Origin of the sequence: Paenibacillus sp. MB22_1 (genome assembly GCF_047200555.1) — a bacterium.
GTDB classification, from domain to species: domain Bacteria; phylum Bacillota; class Bacilli; order Paenibacillales; family Paenibacillaceae; genus Fontibacillus; species Fontibacillus phoenicis.
The window spans coordinates 687503-709782 of the sequence record NZ_JBLADV010000001.1; the positions used below are offsets into that span (position 1 = coordinate 687503).

16 protein-coding genes and 1 pseudogene are annotated in these 22280 nt (G+C 54.3%); 14 read left to right on the forward strand and 3 right to left on the reverse strand.

All coding sequences use genetic code 11. From position 1 onward, the window contains the following. Positions 1-57 precede the first annotated feature (57 nt). Complete coding sequence (locus ACL02P_RS03035) at positions 58-3168, reverse strand: family 78 glycoside hydrolase catalytic domain (RefSeq protein ID WP_412836809.1); 3111 nt, start codon at positions 3166-3168, stop codon at positions 58-60. A gap of 704 nt (positions 3169-3872) precedes the next feature. Here ACL02P_RS03035 and ileS point away from each other — a divergent pair. After that, positions 3873-6968, forward strand: coding sequence for an isoleucine--tRNA ligase (gene ileS / locus ACL02P_RS03040; RefSeq protein ID WP_412836810.1), 3096 nt, complete (start codon positions 3873-3875; stop codon positions 6966-6968). Positions 6969-7122: 154 nt separating this feature from the next. Next, positions 7123-7485 carry a DUF5665 domain-containing protein gene (locus ACL02P_RS03045; RefSeq protein WP_009225621.1) on the forward strand — a complete coding sequence of 121 codons (363 nt, stop codon included), beginning with the start codon at positions 7123-7125 and terminating at the stop codon, positions 7483-7485. Here ACL02P_RS03045 and ACL02P_RS03050 read toward each other — a convergent pair. Beyond that, complete coding sequence (locus ACL02P_RS03050) at positions 7472-8209, reverse strand: TraR/DksA C4-type zinc finger protein (RefSeq protein ID WP_009225622.1); 738 nt, start codon at positions 8207-8209, stop codon at positions 7472-7474. The two genes, ACL02P_RS03045 and ACL02P_RS03050, sit on opposite strands and share 14 nt — an antisense overlap. A gap of 209 nt (positions 8210-8418) precedes the next feature. Between ACL02P_RS03050 and lspA the strand changes: the two genes are divergently transcribed. From lspA to pyrE, 12 genes are all read left to right on the forward strand, one after another. Then, positions 8419-8913, forward strand: coding sequence for a signal peptidase II (lspA, locus tag ACL02P_RS03055; protein ID WP_036645669.1), 495 nt, complete (start codon positions 8419-8421; stop codon positions 8911-8913). Beyond that, positions 8910-9857 (forward strand): RluA family pseudouridine synthase, encoded by a 948-nt coding sequence (locus ACL02P_RS03060; protein WP_323076966.1) that lies wholly within the window; start codon positions 8910-8912, stop codon positions 9855-9857. The genes lspA and ACL02P_RS03060 overlap by 4 nt, the downstream gene beginning before the upstream one ends. A gap of 191 nt (positions 9858-10048) precedes the next feature. Continuing rightward, entirely contained in the window at positions 10049-11302 is a 1254-nt protein-coding gene (locus tag ACL02P_RS03065; protein ID WP_009225625.1) for an LL-diaminopimelate aminotransferase, read from the forward strand. Positions 11303-11377: 75 nt separating this feature from the next. After that, positions 11378-11572 carry a hypothetical protein gene (locus tag ACL02P_RS03070; RefSeq protein ID WP_412836811.1) on the forward strand — a complete coding sequence of 65 codons (195 nt, stop codon included), beginning with the start codon at positions 11378-11380 and terminating at the stop codon, positions 11570-11572. Between the two features lie 12 nt (positions 11573-11584). After that, positions 11585-11728, forward strand: coding sequence for a hypothetical protein (locus ACL02P_RS03075; protein WP_009225627.1), 144 nt, complete (start codon positions 11585-11587; stop codon positions 11726-11728). A 664-nt stretch (positions 11729-12392) separates the two neighbouring features. Next, positions 12393-12938: a bifunctional pyr operon transcriptional regulator/uracil phosphoribosyltransferase PyrR gene (gene pyrR / locus ACL02P_RS03080; RefSeq protein WP_009225628.1), complete on the forward strand. Its 546-nt coding sequence runs from the start codon at positions 12393-12395 to the stop codon at positions 12936-12938. Between the two features lies 1 nt (position 12939). Then, positions 12940-13851 carry an aspartate carbamoyltransferase catalytic subunit gene (locus tag ACL02P_RS03085; RefSeq protein ID WP_036645636.1) on the forward strand — a complete coding sequence of 304 codons (912 nt, stop codon included), beginning with the start codon at positions 12940-12942 and terminating at the stop codon, positions 13849-13851. Positions 13852-13942: 91 nt separating this feature from the next. After that, positions 13943-15250, forward strand: a complete 1308-nt coding sequence (locus tag ACL02P_RS03090) for a dihydroorotase (protein ID WP_260070727.1) — start codon at positions 13943-13945, stop codon at positions 15248-15250. Between the two features lie 52 nt (positions 15251-15302). Then, positions 15303-16439 (forward strand): glutamine-hydrolyzing carbamoyl-phosphate synthase small subunit, encoded by a 1137-nt coding sequence (gene carA, locus ACL02P_RS03095; RefSeq protein WP_009225631.1) that lies wholly within the window; start codon positions 15303-15305, stop codon positions 16437-16439. 4 nt (positions 16440-16443) lie between these two features. Beyond that, a complete protein-coding gene (gene carB, locus ACL02P_RS03100) occupies positions 16444-19656 on the forward strand; it encodes a carbamoyl-phosphate synthase large subunit (RefSeq protein WP_009225632.1) in 3213 nt (1070 codons plus the stop codon). A gap of 226 nt (positions 19657-19882) precedes the next feature. Further along, a complete protein-coding gene (gene pyrF / locus ACL02P_RS03105; protein WP_050769776.1) occupies positions 19883-20650 on the forward strand; it encodes an orotidine-5'-phosphate decarboxylase in 768 nt (255 codons plus the stop codon). Between the two features lies 1 nt (position 20651). Further along, positions 20652-21296: an orotate phosphoribosyltransferase gene (gene pyrE / locus ACL02P_RS03110; protein ID WP_412836812.1), complete on the forward strand. Its 645-nt coding sequence runs from the start codon at positions 20652-20654 to the stop codon at positions 21294-21296. A 124-nt stretch (positions 21297-21420) separates the two neighbouring features. Here the strand turns inward: pyrE and ACL02P_RS03115 are convergent. Next, a pseudogene (locus tag ACL02P_RS03115) lies at positions 21421-22121 on the reverse strand (transposase). Between the last annotated feature and the right edge of the window lie 159 nt (positions 22122-22280).

Genomic DNA, 22280 nt, shown 5'->3' on the forward strand with positions numbered 1-22280 from the left:
GGTCAATTTCGAATGCGCTAAGCCGGGGAAGAGGCAAGATGCAAGATACTACCTTGCCTATACTGAAGGACTGGAACCGGAAGCCACACGAATATGCTCAATCACGACTTCAACCTCGCTTGGGGATTGAACCTCGATATCGATGTCCTCTGGGGAAACGATCCGCAAATGCATCCGGGGCAGGCCGGGTTGCGCTTGACCTTCCTCCGCTGCAACGGCTGCCGGGGATTCCAGACGCCAGGAGACATCGATTCTGCCGCTACCCGGAACGGGAACGGTGCCGCGCGCCCAGGTCAATCCGCCGCAAGGCTGTGGTGCCACGAGCACCCGGCTCCACCCGGGCTCCAGGCCGCGTACGCCGAGGACGTAAGCGCCTAGGAAATAAGCGGGACCTGCAGACCAGGCATGGCAATGACTCCGGGTCAGAAGGTCGGCTTTTGCTCGGTTTTCCGTGGAGTTTGGATACATCTCCCAGCAGGTTGTTGCTCCCCAATCGATCATTTGCCCATAACCGCCACGCATATCCTCGAGCATCACATCCCATTTGCCCAGCTTAGCGAGTGCCTCGTAATAGAAGAAGGACATAAACGGGCTGCCGAGTTGCACGAAGGAGCTGGGCGGATGCAGAATATGTCTTTCAACGGAAGCAAGCCGGCGCTCCGCGAGCGATGCTTCAGCTGTATAAGCGGCTGCAGAGTTGGAGCCTTGGTCTTCTTTTAACGGAACGCTCTCGTCCTTAGCCTGTTCAGGAATGCCGCACAGCAGGGCCACGACTTGCGTTTGAATGCTGAAGATGTCAGAGCGCCGCCCGTCCGTATGGATGCAATCGAGATAAGCTTGATGTTCTTCCGACCATAAATGCTTGTTGATGGTGGCCGCCAAGCGGTTCGCCTGATCCGTATAGAACACTTTGGCTTCGTCATTGCCCAGGGCCGAGGCCAAAGCGGCGGTGGACATCAGCGCTTTCACTAGGAACATGTTCTGGTGCGAAACGATGCCGTCGTTCGGCTGGTCCAGCGGAGCCCAATCGAGCAGGTTCCAGCTGCGGATCCATAGCAATCCCCGCTCATCCAGCCGCTCTAAATAATGCTTGAGGGTGTATTCGATGTGGGGGAAAATATCCGCAGCAAAGGATTTGTCCCCATTATAGCGATACAGTTCCAAGCAGGCGATAATCCAGAAGAACGTCCAGTTCGGGATGACGCTGTTCCATCCGCTGGGAACCTGGTCGGCGTAAAACGGAGTCTGAAACTTGGAGCCGGGAACCAACCGAAGACAACGTTCGACGATCCGGTCTGCCCCAAATAAATAATAGTTGATCAGCGCTTCATTCCGGGCATCACCAACCCAGAAGGTCTGCTCGTACATCGGACAATCAACGAAGGTATCCTCCATGCACAGCCGGGTCGTATGTTGACTGATTTGCCAAATGTCATTTAGGCGTGGATCCGATGACTGGAACTGCCCGATCTCGGCAATCGGATAATTGCTTTGCAGCATTCGAATGTACCGGAGGCGCACAGGAACCGCTGCGTTTCGTACGGTAACCTGACAGTAACGCAGACCTCGTCGCACCGGAGACGTATACCGATGTCGTCCCCCGGCACAGATGTAACGAAGCGTATGGTCCAATCCATAGGTATCCTGGCGTCGACCTTCATGCATAAACTCGAATCCGTAAAAATCGAGGATCGCTCCCTCCGGTGCTTCGACTTCGAACTCTAAATAACCCGACAACTCTTTGCCAAAGTCGATCACGAATTCGGTATCCGCGTCGGGATACCAGGGGACCTCTGCCAGCTCGAAACTGGGAATCACCGCTTGTTGCAGCGTATTTGGAATGGACAGGGGAGCTTCATGCCTTTTCCACACGGAGAGGATAAAGACATCCTCCTCGCTGACCAGCGCTTTGGGCACAGGACGGAGCCAATTCGCAAACGGCACAAGACCTGCTGCATCTGCAATCCCTCGGGCCCGCAAATAATCGGGATGCGCTTGATTCATCGGAGGACTCGGTTTATGGTCGTAACGGATTCCGCCGTCGAAGGGGCCGAGGGTTACAAATGCGGACGAATCGCCTTCTTGAGCGTTTGGGTTTGCCTGAATGAACGAGAGAGGCGATAAGAACTCCAGCGGCACCTCCGCATCCACCGCAAAATGATGCCCGCCTCCGTGCGTCCCTCCGCTGACATCGATCAGCAAAAAATGCTCTCCCGGCTCAAGCTCAAGGCGGAGGAAGCGTTCGGGGGCTTCACCCGTCAGTGACTTCTCATCGTACCAAACCCCGTCCAGGCTGCAGCCCCGAAAAGTCCCGCCAACATCGATGAGCCCCAGCGTAACCGTGCATTTCTGATGACAGCGAACAACGGTAGCGAGGAATCCAAGGAATTCGGCCGAGTTCGCCGTATCGGTGCTCTCTTGAAAAAATTGATTGCGCAGGTCGATGGCCGCCGTATATTGAACGGGCTTAACCTTGCTCAGGCGTTCAATGCGCCGGGGATATACGGGTTCCTCCGTCAAATAAGGAATGTCCCTCGGCACCGGCATTCCCCAAGGCTCGCAGCCCGCCGGACCGATCACCGTGGCCGGTTGCCACTCGGGACCGGGCTGGTAATCCGGTTGGATCCAGTTGTCGTCCCACAGCCGGGCGTCGATTTTCTCGGCAAAAGCATGCTGACAGGACATTCGCGGGGAACGCCGGCCATGGCCTGAATGGACAGCGGTTAACCACGTATCGTCTGTTGCTGCTAGGATTTGCGGCCTAGAGGAGTTAGCGGCTGGAGTGGGTATGTCTGTTAATTGGGCTGGAGAGCTGTCACCAAGCTCCAACTGGGCCAGCAATCCGCCACGTCCCCGTAAATAATAGAAGTTGCTGATCCCAAAATGCATCACCATGATGGCGATGACGTTCGTTTGTCCCGGTCTCAGCAAATGGCCGATGTCGTATTCATCATAAGCCAGCCGAAACGGCCAGGAGCGCGGAGGGCCTTGCCCAATCCGCTGCCCGTTTACGTACAGTACGTATCTAGAGTCCGCCGTAAGTTTGATCGCGGCTCGCCCGCTATGGGCTGCAGTCCACGCAAATGTTTTGCGGAAACAACGCCACTCGTTGCGCGGGCTGGATTCACCGGAATGCCAGATCCATTTTCCTTGCCAGAGGGTCTCCATCGGTATGCTCGCTCCTTCTCACATGAATTGTAATCCCTTTCATTATAAAAGAGGCATCGAAGGAACAGAGGAGGGGGAAAATGTACAATGGAGGGGGAGAACGGACATTTCCAGGGCAATCATGACTTGTCTTCAGGGCGGAAACCCAGGTTGAGGGCAGGATGTTGACATGAGGAAGGCAAATACGATATAACTATTTACATATTGTACTTGCATAACGAATCATTCGATGATGGGACCAGTACGCCGTGATGTTTGTTCCCCAGAGAGTTGGCATCCTGCTGAAAGCCAACGTTCAATGCACGGACGGAAGATCCTCCCGGAGAAGCAAGGCTGAACTCTTCTAAATCGGATTTTCAGCACCGAGAAGGTTGGATGAAGCTAGAGGCTGAGTAGCGGAGCGTAGGAAGACCTACGTGAGCAACGGAAGACTCGGCTGAATTCAAGATTCGATGTTGAATTAGCTACTTGATCTGCTTCGTGATCAAAATCCGATGTAGTAAGCTTTGCCGGCTGTCGGCCGTTATACCGACCCCATATGAAGCGTATGGGATCAAGGTGTCATGCCTATTTGTGGTCTCGTCCTTACGGGCGGCTGCGAGCCAAGCGCATGAAACAAGGGTGGTAACGCGAGCTAATGCCTCGTCCCTTCTAGGGACGGGGCTTTGTTATTTTTCAGGCTGATTAAAGAAAGGAAGAGAAACATGAAGAAGGTTGACGTCAAAGAAAATGCGCGGGCGCGCGACCTGCGGATTCTGGACAAATGGAGCCGAGAAAATACGTTTAAAAAGAGTATCGAAAATCGGGCGGGCCGGCCGAACTACGTCTTTTTTGAAGGACCGCCTACGGCTAACGGATTGCCGCATATCGGGCACGTGCTGGGCCGCGTTATCAAGGACTTCATTGGCCGCTATCAAACGATGAAAGGCTATCGCGTAGTCCGCAAAGCGGGCTGGGATACGCACGGATTGCCGGTAGAGCTGGGCGTGGAGAAGGAGCTTGGCATCTCCGGCAAGCAGGAAATCGAGAAATACGGCATTGAGGAATTCGTGAAAAAATGTAAAGACAGCGTGTTTGGCTACGAAAAGCAATGGCGCGAATTTACCGAAGCGATTGCGTACTGGGTGGATCTCGACGATCCGTACATCACCCTGAATAACAGCTACATCGAAAGCGTGTGGAACATCCTGGCAACGATCCACGACAAAGGCTTGCTGTACCGCGGTCATCGCGTCAGCCCGTATTGCCCTTGCTGCCAAACATCGCTCAGCTCCCACGAAGTGGCGCAAGGATATGAGGACGTGAAGGATCTCAGCGCCACAGCGAAATTTAAGCTGAACGACACCGGCGAATATGTGCTGGCATGGACGACCACGCCTTGGACGCTGCCGTCCCACGTGGCATTGGCTGTGAATCCGGACATGGAATACGCTAGAGTGCAGCAGGAAGACGGCGTATATATCGTTGCGAAGAACCTCGTTGAAAAAGTCATGAAAGGCGATTACACGGTATTGTCGACGCATAAAGGTTCGGAATTCGTAGGCAAAACCTATACGCCGCCGTTCACCTATATCAAGGCGGAGAACATCAACGTGATCGTTGGCGCTTCGTTTGTTACCGATGCCAGCGGTACAGGGATCGTTCACATGGCACCGGCTCACGGGGAAGACGACTATCGTACTTGCCGCGAGAACGGCATCACCTTCGTCAGCGTCGTGAACGGCCAAGGTCGTTATACGGATGTGGTGACTGATTTTGCCGGCCGCTTCGTCAAGGACTGCGACCTCGACATCGTGAAGATGCTGTCCGAGCAAGGAACGCTGTACAGCAAAGAGAAATACGAGCACAGCTATCCGTTCTGCTGGCGTTGTAAATCGCCGCTGCTCTACTATGCGATGGAGAGCTGGTTTATCGAAACAACGGCAGTGAAGGATCAGCTGATCGCCAACAACAATTCTGTGGATTGGTATCCAGGGCATGTCCGTGAAGGCCGCTTCGGGAAGTTCCTCGAAGAGCTGGTCGACTGGAACATCAGCCGGAACCGCTATTGGGGTACTCCGCTGAACGTATGGGTTTGTCCGGATTGCGGCGGGCAGTTCGCACCGCACAGCATCGCCGAGCTGCGTGAGTATGCAGTAGGCCATGTCAGTGAGGATCTGGAGTTGCATAAGCCATATGTCGACGAAGTGAAGGTGCATTGCCCGCATTGCGAAGGCGGCGTGATGGAACGGACGAGCGAAGTCATCGACGTTTGGTTCGACAGCGGTTCGATGCCGTTTGCCCAGCATCATTATCCGTTTGAGAACCAAGAGACGTTCGCGGAGCAATTCCCGGCGGACATGATCTGCGAAGGGATCGACCAAACGCGCGGCTGGTTCTACAGCTTGCTGGCCGTGTCTACCTTGTTCACCGGCAAAGCGCCGTACAAAGCCGTCATCGCCACCGGCCACGTGCTGGACGAAAACGGGCAGAAGATGTCCAAATCCAAAGGCAATGTCATCGATCCTTGGGAAATCATCAACGAGTTTGGCACGGACGCATTCCGTTGGGCACTCTTGTCCGACAGTGCGCCTTGGAACAGCAAACGGTTCTCCAAAGGCATCGTAGCTGAAGCCAAATCCAAAGTCGTGGATACGCTGGTGAACACCCATGCGTTCCTGACGCTCTACGCCGGCATCGACGGCTACAAACCGGAGGAGCACGCTTACCGTCCTTCCGAGAATAAGCTGGACCGCTGGATTCTGTCCCGTCTGAACAGCTTGATTCAGGTGGTAGACAAAGGCCTGGCGGTTAACGACTTCGTGAACTCCTCGCAAGCGATCGAAGGGTTTATCGATGAGCTCAGTAACTGGTATATCCGCCGCTCCCGCGACCGGTTCTGGGGCAGCGGCCTGAACGAAGACAAATTGTCCGCTTACCAAACGCTGACTCACGTGTTGCTCACGATCTCCAAGGTGATCGCTCCGTTTGCTCCGTTGATCGCCGAGGATATTTTCACCAACCTGGGCGGCGGGGAAAGCGTCCACCTGGCCGATTATCCGCAAGCGGATGAATCGCTGATCGATCTGGCGCTGGAACAAGACATGGAGAGCGCACGGCAAATCGTTGAGCTGGCCCGCAACGTCCGCAACGAGAGCGGCATCAAAACGCGTCAGCCGTTGTCCAGCCTGATCGTCTCCATGGACCGGGAGTTTGCGGTGAGTGAATACGAAGACATCATCAAGGAAGAGATCAACGTCAAAGCGATCGAGATCGAAACGAGCGACAGCGGGTTCGTTGATTTCACGCTGAAGATGAACCTGAAGGTGGCCGGCAAGAAATACGGCAAAAACATCGGCTTCCTGCAAGGCTACCTGAAGAATCTCGCACCGGAGCAAACCCGCGCCATCGTGGAGCAAGGTCAATTTACCGTGACCTCGCCGGAAGGCGAAGAGCTGACGGTTACTGCGGACGAATTGCTCGTTGAGAAACAAGCAAAGCCGGGCTACGCTTCCGCTTCCGGTTACGGCATAACCGTTGCGCTTAACACGGACATCACGCCGGAGCTGGAACAAGAAGGCTGGGTGCGTGAAGTCGTCCGCGCGGTGCAGGATACCCGTAAGAAGCTCGATCTGCCGATCGAGAAACGGGTACACCTCACCTTGGATGTTGACGATGAATTAAAAGCGGCCATCACCGCGTTTGAACATGTGCTGCGTGAGAACGTCTTGATCACGGACGTCGCCTTCGGCAAGCCGCAAGGCCCGGCAGAAACGGTGGATCTCGGCAGTAAAACGATCGCCATTTCGATTGATGCTTAACCGTTAAGGGGAAATGGCAGATTCGCCTGAATGGAGCTTTTCCAGGAAGGTCATAATATTAGTAATTGAAGCAAACGAGCCTGCGGTCTCTCGGGATGGAGAACGGGCTCGTTTGTGTTTTGGGATACACTGGGGAGCAAAGGATGGGGTGTAAATGATTCGTCGAAAACCGAGGCCTGAACCTGCGGTACCTGCGGCGGCGGAACCTTTGCCAAAAACGCCGGAGGAGCAGATGAACGCCGTATACCGCCTGACCTTGAATTGGACCAGGCAGCTAGAGAAATCGCGGATCGCCGAATACACCGAACTGCTAAACCGCCCGTGGCGCTTGATCTGGTTGAACCTGTTGTCCGGAACAGCCCGGGGGGTGGGGATCGCAATCGGGTTTACCTTTTTTGCGGCAACGATCATCTACATCCTGCAGATCCTGGGGGCGCTGAATCTGCCGATCATCGGCGACTATATCGCGGACATCGTGCGGATCGTGCAAAGACAGCTGGAGCTTAATACGTATTAGGGCCGGTTCCGAGCGAATCTTCGCTATCCAAATGCTCCGTGGCACTCATATGTTTCCGGTAAACCCCATTGCGGTAAAAGCAGACGTTTTTGCCGTAAATATCGGTGGCAACAAAGGACTCGTAAGGCTCCACAAATCCGTCGAGCTCTTCGGATGCTTCGATTTCCATATCGTTATAATCATCGATTTCCCGGTCCTCGGCCATCGCCGGTGAATTCGAAGTACCGTAGCTCTCGACGATTTGCCAAGCATCCTCCCCGTCGAAGCCATTTTGGTCCTCGCGTTCATCCAGGCTCGTGCGGCCAAAAGGAGGGGACAAGAAGATTTCCTCAATCGGCCGTTTGGCTGACACGAACGATTGGGGGCTGTGATCCTTGCAGTAGGCCGTTTCCGGGATCGCACGGAGCCGTTCGTAGCTGATCGGCTTGCCGCACGTCGCGCAGTAGCCGTAGCTGCCGTCCTCGATCCGTTCGAGCGCATCCTCGACCCGGGCCAAATGCAGCTCATGATGCTCGGCGAGCGCGAGGTCTTTTCCCCGCTCGTAGACTTCCGAACCGAGGTCCCCGGGGTGATTATCGATCTGGCTCAGCTCATTGGTATTATCGCGCATCGATTCATTCATACCGTAATGGTCATTATCCGACAACTGTTCGGTTAAAGCGGACTTGGTTTCCTGCAGTTTTGCGGTAAGCTCCGCGAGTTGGGCTTTCGTCAAATGCGGCATGTGTTGCTCCTTCCTTCCTGCATCTAGAGCGGTGATTTGTAACGTCTCTCCTAGCGGTATTTTGTGCAGAACCATGACGAAATACCTAAGGAAAATCCTTTCGCGCATGGACGGGCCATTTCCGGCTGTGCTACAATATACAAGGCTTAGAAGAGGAATATCCTGCCGCTTGTTGCGAGCGGGAAATGAAAAACGAGGTGACGGACCGCGTGGTATACTTTTTGATTGCATTAATCGTTTTTCTGGTTGATCAAGGCACGAAATATTGGATTGCAACCGGACTGACGATCGGGGAACAGATCCCGGTGATCGGCAACTTTTTCCTGATTACCTCCCATCGGAACCGCGGCGCGGCGTTTGGCATTTTGCAGAATCAGCGCTGGTTTTTTATTGTGGTGACTACGGTTGTGGTGATTGGGATCGTCTGGTATTTGCTTAAAGTAAAAAATCAACCCAACAAAATGCTGCCGGTGGCGTTGTCTCTGGTGCTTGGCGGGGCAATCGGCAATTTCCTCGATCGTGCCGTCAGCGGGGAAGTCGTTGATTTTCTGATGTTTAATTTCGGTTCGTACACGTTCCCGATTTTTAACGTTGCGGATTCCTGCATTGTTGTTGGCGTGGCGCTGATCATTTTGGATTCGCTGCTGGAGCTTCGCCGGGAGAAGCAGACCGCAGCTCAACAGGAGCATGAGGAAAACGTATGAGTTTGGATCAAACACTAGAGGATTTTGAAGAGGAGAAGCTCGAGTGGGTGGCCGGACCGGCCGACGCGAAAGAGCGAATCGATAAATATGCAAAAACGCAGCTGGGTGAAGAGTTCTCTCGTAGCCAGATTCAGTTGTGGATTGAAGCGGGGAACTTGGTTGTAAACGGGGCCCCGGTGAAAGCAAATTACAAGCTGGCAGAAGGCGACCGCATCGTGCTGGTGATTCCGGAGGCAGAGCCAACGGAAATCGTGCCCGAAGACATTCCGCTCGAAATTTATTATGAAGACAGTGATGTCATCGTCGTCAACAAGCCGCGCGGCATGGTTGTGCACCCGGCACCGGGTCATACTTCCGGGACGCTGGTGAACGCCTTGATGTTCCACTGCAAGGACCTGTCGGGCATCAACGGCGAGCTTCGGCCTGGGATCGTGCATCGGATCGACAAGGACACGTCGGGCCTGATCATGGCGGCTAAGAACGATAAAGCGCACGCCTCGTTGGCGGCTCAGCTGAAGGCACATACGGTGACGCGGAAATATTATGCTCTGGTGCATGGCAACGTCAGCCATGACCAAGGCACGGTGGATGCGCCGATTGGCCGCGATCCCCATGACCGCAAAATGTATACAGTGATTGAACGGAACAGCAAGCATGCGGTAACGCATTTTCAAGTGGTTGAACGGTTTGGCGATTATACGCTGCTTGAGCTCAAGCTGGAAACCGGACGAACGCATCAAATCCGCGTGCATATGAAGTTTATCGGCCATCCGTTGGTGGGAGACCCGCTGTATGGACGCAGCAAAGGAATCAAAATGGACGGACAAGCGTTGCATGCCGCTGTGCTGGGGTTTGATCATCCGGAAGACGGACGGTATTTGGAGTTCAGCGCGCCGATCCCTGCGGATATGGAAAATGTGTTGCAATCATTAAGAAACCGTTAAGAAAATTGTTCAGAAATGGTTGTTCAACCTATAAAATGTTCACCTCCAGGAGACAGCTTGATCAAAAAGTACAAACGATCAGGTGATTAATCCATTCTCTAAATAGGCCGAATTCCTGCATATTTAAAGTGCGAGTTCGAACCATTTGAGGATGGATTTTTTCATGAATACGAAGGAGATGGACGTTTGAGATGAGTACGCTGAATGGACAGGAAACTTATATTCAACAGCAATTTGCAGAGCGCATTGGCGGGGCAAATTACGGCAAAGACACCGCTATTTATAAATTTGAGAAAATCAAACGTGCCAAAGCAGCTGCGAAGAAGGATTTTCCTGATATTGAGCTGATCGACATGGGCGTCGGCGAACCGGACGACATGGCCGATGCCGGCATCGTGGCCAAGCTGGCGGAGGAAGCAGCGAAACGCGAGAACCGCGGGTACGCTGACAACGGTATCGCCGAGTTCAAGGAAGCGGCGGCAAAGTATCTTCATGATGTTTTTGGCGTTGAAGGCATCGATCCGGTTACGGAAGTGGTGCACTCGATCGGCTCCAAGCCGGCGATCGCCATGCTGCCTTCTTGCTTCATCAATCCTGGTGATATCACGATTATGACCGTGCCGGGTTACCCGATTATCGGGACCCATACGAAGTATTTGGGCGGCGAGGTTTATACGGTGCCGTTGACGGAGGAAAATGACTTCCTGCCGGATTTGGACGCGATTCCGGAAGAGATCGCACGTAAGGCCAAGCTGATGTATTTGAATTACCCGAACAATCCGACGGGCGCGAGCGCGACAAAGGAGTTTTTTGCCAAAGTCGTGGACTGGGCGAAGAAATATCATGTCGTGATCGTACACGATGCACCGTATGCTGCTTTGACTTATGACGGCTTGAAGCCGCTGAGCTTCTTGTCCGTGCCAGGGGCGAAGGACGTAGGTGTCGAGCTGCACTCCTTATCCAAGTCGTACAACATGACGGGGTGGAGAATCGGGTTTGTTGCCGGCAACCCGCTGATCATTAAAGCGTTCAGCGACGTGAAGGACAACAACGATTCCGGCCAGTTTATCGCAATTCAGAAAGCGGCAGCTTACGGGCTGGCCCATCCGGAAATCACGGAGCGCATCGCTGAGAAATATTCGCGCCGCCACGAGCTGCTGGTGAACGCCCTTAACGACTTGGGCTTTAAGGCGAAGAAGCCGAAGGGATCGTTCTTTCTCTATGTGCAAGCGCCGAAGGGTGTGGAAGGCGGACCAACGTTTGAGACGGCCGAAGACTTCTCGCAGTTCTTGATCCGGGAGAAGCTGATTTCCACGGTGCCGTGGGACGATGCCGGCCATTACGTGCGGTTCTCCGTGACGTTTATCGCCGACGGTGAAGAAGAAGAACGCCGCGTCATTTCCGAAATCAAACGCCGCCTTGGCGATTTGAAGTTTATTTTTTAAGAGAAGAAATTAGACCATAACGCCTCTTGGGTTGATCCAAGGGGCGTTTTTTGATTTGTGTGGAGGATGTGTGATTTGAGGATTCCGCTGTTGCTGCTGGTGGCTGATACTAGTGTTGGTGTTTGTGTTGCTGATTCTGATGCTTTTGATGCTAGTGGTGGTGTGCCGGTGCTGTGCAGGTTCTGCTGGAGCTGGGGGCTACTGTTGATTATGCTGTTGCTGATGTTGTTGCTGATGTTGTTGCTGATGTTGTTGCTGCTGTGGTGCTGATGGGTTCTGCTGATGCTGATGTTGGTTTTGCTGTTGCAGCTACTGGTTACTGCTGCTGTTGCTGTTGCTGTTGTTGATGCCGATGCCGGTGCCGCTTTTGCTCTAACGCTTGCCAGAATGCTTATTTTGGCGAAAATCATAGATTTTTACGTTTAACGCTGGCCAGCTGTCTTATTTAGGCAAAACCTACCTCATTTGCACTGAAAAATCGCAAATAAGCTCCCCTGTAAGCGTTACGTTGCATGAGGCCCCATTTTTCTCCAAATAGCGTTTCTGATCAGCGTTACGTCAAGTCTCCTGTTCTGCGTTATGGCCTTGCTGTCCTACATCACCTGGAATCCCGGTTAAATATTCAGAATGTTAGGGAGATTATACAGAGATCAGGAACGGAGTGAGCGCTGATTAACCAGCTTTAGATCAAGGATAAGCCGGGAAAACTAAAGGTTGAATAAATATAACATTGAATGTATAATTATTAAAAACTGCATCACAGCAGGCTTCAACACGGGAGATGAATCAACCTTAGCATCGGGGGGTTACCAACTCGGCAGGGTGTCTTGACAGGCTAATTTCATTCTGTCATAATTCATGTAAACCATAAGCACCTTTAATTCAGTCCCGTGAGGCTGGCAAGGTAACGTGAATGGGGAAATGGGCGAACTGCGCTTATTTAAGTCGGTTCTCTATACCCAAATCCTACATGATAGTCATAGGTTAACTATGGCTGAAGACTCCTTGCCTGGATATCGGGCAAGGAGTTTTTTTATGCGCCTATCACGGACCGATGCAAGGTGACCCTATCCCTAAGGAGGTCGCAGCTGTGAGCAACGAAAGTCATATCATTATGGACGAAACCGCGATTCGGAGGGCACTGACAAGAATTGCACATGAAATATTGGAACGTAACAAAGGCATCGAGGGTTGTGTATTGGCCGGCATCAAAACAAGAGGGGTCTACCTCGCGAAACGGCTGGCTGAACGCTTGGAGAGCATCGAAGGAACCGCCATTCCATGGGGCGAGCTTGACGTAACGAACTATCGCGACGACAAAGTGGATGCTGCCCAAGGGGCTGCCAAGGCCACGTTCCCGGTATCGATTCAAGGCAAGAAAGTGATCCTGTTCGACGATGTCCTCTACACGGGACGGACGATTCGGGCTGCCATGGACGCGATCATGGATTGCGGCCGTCCGGAGTCGATCCAGTTGGCGGTGCTCGCCGACCGGGGACACCGGGAGTTGCCGATCCGGGCTGATTACGTTGGCAAGAACGTTCCAACCTCGCGATCGGAAGAAATCGAAGTGCTCTTGACCGAGCATGACGGCACCGATCTGGTTCGCATCCTGCATGCACGGGAGGGGAACTAAGATGGCGCTGACCGCAACCGCACTGAAAGAACGCAGCCTCCTCGGGCTGAAGGATTTAAGCACAGCGGAAATTTCCTCGATTCTCGACCGGGCCGCCTATTGGGATGCCAAGGAAGAGAAGATGATTCCGGTGCTGAAGGAGCACTTTGTTGCGAATATGTTTTTCGAAAACAGTACGCGCACCCGCTTCTCGTTTGAGATGGCAGAGAAACGGCTGGGTGCCCAGGTGCTGAACTTCGCGGCAGCCGCCTCCAGCGTAGAGAAAGGCGAGTCGATTTACGACACGGTTCGCACGTTGGAATCGATGGGGATTGACGCCGGGGTGATCCGGTTGAAGCCGATCGGTGTGCTGGAGGAGTTGGCGAAGCGGGTATCGGTACCGCTGGTGAATGCCGGAGACGGCAACAATGAGCATCCGACGCAAGCGCTGCTGGATCTATATACGATGAGGCAGCACTTCGGGGAACTCGGCGGGCTGAAGGTATCGATCATCGGGGATATCAAGCATAGCCGGGTTGCACGTTCGAATCTGTGGGCGCTGCAAAAATTCGGCGCCGAAGTGAAGCTGTGCGCGCCGGACAATATGCAAGCACCGGAGCTCAGCGCGTATGCGCCTTACGTTCCGATGGACGAAGCGCTTTGCGCCGATGTGGTGATGATGCTGCGAGTGCAGCTGGAACGCCATGTTGGCGGGCTGATTAAGTCGGCCGAAGAATATCGACTGCATTACGGCTTGACGGAGGAGCGGGCCGCGAGCCTTGCGCCGCACGCGCTGATCATGCACCCGGCACCAGTGAACCGGGGCGTTGAGATCGACGATGCGGTGGTGGAGCACCCGCAATCCCGCATCTTCAAGCAGATGCAAAACGGGGTTCCAATCCGCATGGCGGTTCTGGAACGCGCTTTGCTGTAGCAAATAGGTAGAGTGCCTGGAAGCTTAGGCGACGGGCGATGGACGTTATTTTTCGGATCGTACTTCAAAATCAGCGGGGGGAGAAAACAGAATGCGGCTTGTCGTAATGAATGCCAAGATCTTAAACGAACAAGGAGAACAAGAATTCGCTCAAATCGTCATCGAAAACGGAGTGATCTCGAACATCGAGAAAACCGGACCCATTGAGCAGCCGGTCGCCGAGGAAGGGACGCAGGTGATCGATGCAGGAGGCAGACTGGTCACTCCGGGATTTATCGATATGCACGTCCATTTGCGGGAACCGGGGTATGAACATAAAGAAACGATCGAAAGCGGTTCGCGTTCGGCAGCGAAAGGGGGATTCACCACCATCGCTTGCATGCCGAACACTCGGCCGGTGACCGACAATCCGGACACAGTCCGCTATGTGAAGCAGAAGGCTGAGGAAGCCGGGCTGGTGAACGTGCTGCCTTATGCGGCGATCACCAAAAGCGAGCTGGGCCGTGAGCTGACGGACTTTGCCGCTTTGAAAGAGGCCGGTGCTATCGGCTTCACCGATGACGGCGTGGGCGTGCAAAGCGCGCAAATGATGAAGGATGCGATGCGGCAGGCCGCTGCGCTTGGGATGCCGGTGATTGCCCACTGCGAAGACAATTCACTGGTGGAAGGTGCGCCGGTGGCTGAAGGGGAATTCGCCCGCAAGCACGGACTGAAAGGGATCCCGAACGAATCGGAGGCGATTCATGTCGGGCGGGATATTTTGCTGGCGGAAGCGACCGGGGTTCACTACCATGTGTGCCACGTCAGCACGGAGCAGTCGATTCGGCTGATTCGTCAGGCGAAGCAGCTTGGCATCAACGTCACCGCGGAGGTGTGTCCGCACCATCTGGTTTTGTCGGAGGAGGATATCCCCGGATTGGATGCCAACTGGAAAATGAACCCGCCGCTGCGTTCCCGCCGAGATGTGGAAGCCTGCATCGCCGCGCTGGAGGACGGCACGATCGACATCATCGTAACGGACCATGCTCCGCACAGCGAAGAGGAAAAAGCGAAAGGCATGCAGCTGGCACCGTTTGGCATCGTTGGTTTTGAGACGGCCTTCCCGCTGTTATATACGAAGTTTGTGGCAACTGGCCGCTGGAGTCTGGAGATGCTGGTGCAGCGGATGACTGCGGATCCGGCGCGGGTGTTTGGCCTGGAAGCCGGACGTTTGGTTCCAGGAGCTCCAGCGGATCTGACGATCGTTGATCTGGAGGCGGAACGGACGGTTGATCCTGAGGACTTCGCCTCAAAGGGACGCAACACCCCGTTTGCCGGTTGGAAGCTGAAGGGCTGGCCGGTCGCAACGATCGTCCGAGGAAGACTGGTATGGAACGATGAACGAGAACTGACCCGTTAACGGGCGGATAAGAAAATAGTAGTTAAGCTTATGGATAAAGGAGTGCTTCAGGATGCAGGCAAGACTATTGTTGGAGGACGGCACGTTGTTTACCGGAACCTCATTCGGAGCGGAAGGAGACAAAACCGGCGAGGTCGTTTTTAATACGGGAATTACGGGGTACCAAGAGGTGCTGTCGGATCCTTCCTATTGCGGACAAATCGTTACGATGACGTATCCGCTGATCGGGAACTACGGCATTTCGCGCGATGACTTTGAATCGATTACGCCGTCGATCCACGGCTTTGTCGTTCGCCGCTATGAACCGACCCCAAGCAACTGGCGGGCACAGTACAATTTGGGTGACCTGCTGAAGGAATACGGAATTCCCGGCATTGCCGACATCGATACGCGCATGCTGACGCGACTTATCCGCCATCAGGGGACGATGAGAGGGATTTTGACGACCTCAAATAAATCGGTGGAGGAATTAAAAGAAATGATGCTGGCGACCAGCATCGCCGAGCTGCGCAATCAAGTGGCGCAAACCTCGACGAAGCACGTGTACAGCAGTCCCGGCTCGAAGGAACGCATCGTGCTGGTCGACTTCGGCGCGAAAAGCGGCATTCTGCGCGAGCTGAACAAACGCGACTGCGACGTGGTGATCGTCCCGCATGATACGACCGCGGATGAAATCCGCCGCCTGCATCCAGACGGGATCCAGCTGTCGAACGGACCGGGGGACCCGAAAGACGTGCCGCATGCGGTGAAGATGATTTCCGAGCTGCTTGGCGAATACCCGATCTTCGGCATTTGCCTGGGTCACCAGCTGTTTGCCCTCGCCTGCGGCGCCGATACGGAAAAGCTGAAATTTGGCCATCGCGGCGGGAACCACCCGGTGAAAGAGCTGGCCACCGGCCGCTGCTACATCACGTCGCAAAACCATGGATACACCGTCAACGAAGCGTCCATCGCGGGGACGGAGCTGGAAGTGACGCATATCAACAACAATGACAAAACCATCGAAGGCTTGAAGCATAAGAAATACCCGGCCTTCTCTGTGCAATACCACCCAGAGGCGGCACCGGGACCGTACGATAACAGCTACCTGTTCGACCGATTCATCGAGATGATCCGCGAGCACAAGCGGCAAAATCCGCAAAAGCCTCGCCAAGCCGAACTGATGGCCGCTGCGAAAGGAGAACTGTAAATCAATGCCGATCAACAAAGACCTTAAGAAAATTCTCGTCATCGGTTCCGGACCGATCGTTATCGGTCAGGCGGCTGAGTTCGATTACGCCGGAACGCAAGCTTGCCAAGCGCTGAAGGAAGAGGGCGTCGAGGTGGTGCTGATCAACAGCAACCCGGCGACGATCATGACCGACACCAACATGGCCGACAAGGTTTATATTGAACCGATCACGCTGGAATTCGTCACCCAAATCATTCGCCAGGAGCGGCCGGACGGCTTGCTGCCCACGCTCGGCGGGCAAACCGGTCTGAACATGGCGGTGGAGCTGGCCCGCGCAGGCGTGCTGGAGCGCGAGAATGTGAAGCTCCTTGGCACACAGCTGACCTCGATTGAGAAAGCGGAAGACCGCGACCTGTTCCGCGAGCTGATGCGCGAGCTGGAGCAGCCGGTGCCGGAAAGCGCGATCATCACCTCGGTGGAAGAAGCGCTGGAATTCGCAAACGAAATTGGCTATCCGGTAATCGTTCGTCCGGCGTATACGCTGGGCGGTACCGGCGGCGGGATCTGCGCTACGGAAGAGGAGCTGCGCGAGACGGTAGCGTCGGGGATTCGTTACAGCCCGATCGGCCAATGCTTGATCGAGAAATCGATCGCCGGCATGAAGGAAATCGAATACGAAGTGATGCGCGATGCGAACGACAACTGTATCGTTGTCTGCAACATGGAGAACTTCGACCCGGTGGGCGTACATACCGGGGACAGTATCGTCGTTGCGCCAAGCCAAACGCTGTCTGACCGCGAGTATCAAATGCTCCGTTCGGCTTCGCTGAAGATTATCCGCGCGCTGAACATCGAAGGCGGCTGTAACGTGCAGTTCGCACTGGATCCGCAAAGCTTCCAATACTACGTTATCGAAGTAAATCCGCGGGTCAGCCGTTCGTCGGCGCTCGCGTCTAAAGCGACGGGTTATCCGATCGCGAAAATGGCAGCCAAAATCGCGCTGGGCTACACGCTGGACGAAATCATCAACCCGGTTACGGGGCAGACATACGCCTGCTTCGAGCCGACGCTGGACTACATCGTCAGCAAAATCCCGCGCTGGCCGTTTGATAAATTCGTTCACGCCAACCGCAAGCTGGGCACGCAGATGAAAGCGACCGGCGAAGTTATGGCGATTGGCCGGACCTTCGAAGAGTCGATTCATAAAGCGGTCCGTTCGCTTGAGATCGGCACGCATCGCCTCTATCTGAAAGGCGTGGAGAAGATCGACGATGAAACGCTGAGAAATCGCTTGATCAAAGCGGACGACGAGCGACTGTTCCTGATTGCCGAAGCGTTCCGCCGCGGCTACAAGCTGCAGCTCATTCATGATCTGACCGGAATCGACTGGTGGTTCCTTGATAAAATCGAGCGTTTGGTGGAATTCGAGAAACGGATTGCGGGAGAAGAGTTCTTTTCCTATGAAACGCTGTATGAAGCGAAGCGCTTAGGGTTTACTGACCGGGCGATTGCCGAACTGCGTGCCGCCGGACAGCCGACAGGCACGCACCTGACGGAGGCTGAAGTGAGGAGCTTCCGCAAGGAGCATGGACTGAAGCCGGTTTACAAAATGGTAGATACGTGCGCGGCTGAATTTGAAGCCTCTACGCCTTACTACTACTCGACCTATGAAACGGAGAACGAAGTCGTTCAAACGGACAAAGAGAAGATCGTGGTGCTTGGCTCCGGACCGATTCGTATCGGGCAAGGCATCGAGTTTGACTACTCGACGGTACACGCGGTTTGGGCGATTCAAAAAGCCGGCTACGAAGCGGTAATCATCAACAACAACCCGGAGACGGTATCCACGGACTTTAACACGTCGGATCGCCTCTACTTTGAACCGCTGTTCTTCGAGGATGTCATGAACGTCATCGAAGAGGAGAAGCCGGTGGGCGTTATCGTTCAGTTCGGCGGCCAAACGGCGATCAACTTGGCGGCGCCGCTGCAAGCGGCAGGCGTTCGCATCCTCGGAACCTCGCTGGAAAGCATCGACGAAGCGGAGGATCGCAAGAAGTTCGAAGCGCTCCTGTCGAAGCTGGGCATCGCTCAGCCGAAGGGCAGCACGGTAACCTCTGTAGAAGAAGCGGTTGGAACCGCTCAAGCGCTCGGTTATCCGGTACTGGTTAGACCTTCGTATGTACTGGGCGGCCGGGCGATGGAAATCGTCTACTCCGACCAGGAATTGCTGCGCTACATGGAAGAAGCGGTGAACATCAATCCGCAGCATCCGGTCCTGATCGACCGCTATATGCTAGGTAAAGAGGTAGAGGTCGACGCTATCAGCGATGGGGAGACGGTGCTGATCCCGGGGATCATGGAGCATATCGAACGTGCCGGGGTTCACTCCGGGGACTCGATTGCCGTGTATCCACCGCAGCATCTGTCGGCAGAGCTGAAGGAGAAGATCGTTGAGATCACGGTCAAAATCGCCCGCGAGCTGAAGACGGTGGGTCTGGTGAACATCCAGTTCGTGATCTACAACAACGAAGTGTTTGTCATCGAGGTGAACCCGCGCTCTTCGCGTACGGTACCGTTCCTGAGCAAAGTGACAAACATTCCAATGGCAAACGTGGCAACTCAATGTATTCTCGGTACGAAGCTAAGCGACTTGGGCTACTCCAATGGCCTGTGGCCGGAAAGCCATCAGGTTGCGGTGAAGGTGCCGGTATTCTCCTTCGCGAAGCTGCGCCGCGTTGAGCCGACGCTGGGGCCGGAAATGAAATCGACCGGCGAGGTCATGGGCCGCGATCCGCAATACGCCAAGGCGCTGTATAAAGGCTTGATCGGCGCGGGAATGAAGATTCCTTCGACCGGGGCGATTATCGCTACGGTAGCCGACAAGGATAAGCAAGAAGCGGTTGAGCTGTTGCGCGGCTTCTACCGCCTGGGGTACAAGATCATTGCTACCGACGGTACAGCTTCTGCGCTGATCGAGGCGGGGATTCATGTGACGACGGTTTACAAGCTGTCCGAAGGGGTGCCGAACATCCTCGATCTGATCCGGAACGGAGAAGCTCACTTCGTAATCAACACCTTGACGAAGGGCAAAGAGCCGGAGCGCGATGGCTTCCGGATTCGCCGGGAAGCGGTGGAGAACGGCGTTGTCTGCATGACCTCGCTGGATACGGTTCGGGCGCTGCTGGAGATGTTGGAGACGATCAACTTCTCTTCCCAAGCGATGCCCGCGCTTTAATCGCAGGCGCTAACGGACACCAGAGGCGTTATTGACCTGATTTTAGGCGTATGGTGATTTCTAACGGACCGAGGAGACCTTATTTCGCTTAAATCGCAGCTGAGTGGCTCCATGAGGGCTGAATAAAGTCCATGGAGTCCGTTACAGCGGGAAATAGCCGGGAAATGGATAAATAAGGTCTCTCAGGTCTGTTAGAGGACAAAGAAAAAGGCGGCTCGGAAGCAGGATGCTTCGGAGCCGCAAGCATGAATGGAGGAGAGCGGATTTGCGTTCGTTTGAAGAAGCGGCCGGGAAGCTGATCGTGGGCCTCGATGTCCCTGATGCGGAGCAGGCGCGGAAGCTGCTGAAGGAGCTGGAAGGCATCCCTTGCTTCATGAAGGTGGGGCTGCAGCTATTCTACGCGGCGGGTCCGGAGCTGATCCGGGAATTAAAGCAGCGGGGATACTCCGTTTTTCTCGATGTTAAAATGCATGATATTCCCAACACCGTAAGAGGTGGTGCCAACAGCGTCACCAAGCTCGGCGTAGATCTGTTTAACGTGCATGCTGCCGGAGGGCTCGATATGATGAAGGCGGCGAAAGAAGGAGCGTTGGCGGCGTTGGAAGCCGACCCGTCGCTGGCGATGCCGAAGATCATCGCGGTTACGCAGCTGACGAGCACCAGCAAGCAAGTGATGAATGAGCAGATCGGCATCCCGGGCGAAGTCGAAGCCTCTGTCGTGCATTACGCGGACCTGGCCCGTTCAGCCGGTTTGGACGGTGTGGTCGCCTCCCCGCTGGAGGTTACAGCAATTAAGGAGAAGTGCGGACAAGCCTTCCTGACGGTGACACCGGGGATTCGTCCGGCGAACAGCCCCAAAGGCGATCAAACGCGCACGTTAACCCCTGGCGAAGCGATGGCGCAAGGCACGGACTATATCGTCGTTGCCCGCCCGATCATCGCCGCCCCCAACCCGCGTGAAGCCGCGGAGACGATCATTAAGGAGATGATGTAGCATGACAAATACCCCATCCGTCGAAGCGCAAATTGCCAGCAGCCTGCTGGAGATCGGAGCCGTTGCGCTTCGTCCGCATCAGCCGTTTACTTGGACCTCCGGGATCAAATCGCCAATTTATTGCGACAACCGTCTCACGATGTCCTATCCTCATATCCGCGATCTGATCGCTGAATCGTTTGCCGCGCTGATCCGTAAAGACTATCCGGAGGCCGAGGTGATCGCTGGAACGGCTACGGCCGGCATTCCGCATGCCGCGTTTACGGCGCAGAAGCTGGGGCTGCCGATGGCCTATATTCGCGATAAGGCGAAAGGACATGGCAAGGAGAATCAAATCGAAGGCCTGATTAAGCCAGGGCAGAAGGTCGTCGTCATCGAGGATTTGATCTCTACCGGCGGCAGCTCGATCAAAGCGGCGCAGGCGGTGCGTGATGCGGGTGCAGAACCGTTGGCCGTGCTGGCGATCTTCAGCTATCAGCTCGACAAAGCGGTGCAGGCGTTTGCTGAAGCCGACATCCCGCTGCAAACCTTATCCAACTATACGGTATTGATGGATGTGGCCGTACAGCGCGGGGATATTCAGCCGGAAGACCTGGAGCTATTAAAGTCCTGGCGGCAAGACCCGGCTTCCTTCGGAAATGCATAGTGTATGTTAGCAACCTCCAGCAGAAGAGCCCTGCAAAACACCCTCATTTTGGGTTGAGGGCATAAGACGCTGGGGCTTCCGACTAAGATGTGGCATAAAACAAATAAATGCAGTCCGTTCTCCCTTAAGAGGCGGGCTGCATTTGTTCTTTCAGCTTTACCATTCGCTTCACGTTTACCACGAAAGCGGTAAGTACGGCTTGTATTCGCATGCGAAATAGACCACGGTATTTGACCTTGGTCATCCCATGAAATCTTTTCAGTTCGGCATTCTTATGTTCAATGATCGGTCGGCGGCGAATGCGTTCTTTAAACGTATCACTGTTCTCAAATTCGATTTGTTCCTTGAAGTGCTCTGCCACCATCCGAATGGAATAGGTCTTGCTTTTCGCTCCCGGTTTCAAGCAACCTTCTCTAAGCGGGCAAGTCTTGCACCTCTCCGTATCGAAGTAAAAGACAAGTGAACGGCTTTCGCCACTTTTCTTGCTTCCTTGTACAGCTTTACGAATACTGTGCTCACCTGCCGGGCAAATCACGAAATCCGCATCCTCCTGATCTTTCTTCAGTTCCGGTAGCCGCGGGAGTTTCTTTTCGAGCTTCGGATGCTTTTTGACTACGACACGGAATAGGCGTTTTGCCGCATAAGCAAGGTTTACCTGTGCTTCTTGGATCATCCGTTCGTCGGACAGATTGTAAGAACCTGCAAAAACAGCAAACGAAACAGGAGCTCTGGCTCGTTAGCCGGTCTCCCATAATATTCAGAGTAAGAAGAACGAACTAGTTCATGAATGAAAGAGAAGTCGATGACTTCATGAATTTTACGCAATTGATGGTCTTCGGGAATGAGTTTGTATAGTTCGGCATGGAAAGATGCCGTCATTTGTTTGGCAGACTGTAGCAATGGTCCCATCTCTCTCGGTTTCTTTTTATTATATAACAAATCCAGTACCTACGTGGCACGGGGTTTGTTTTTTTACAGATTTTA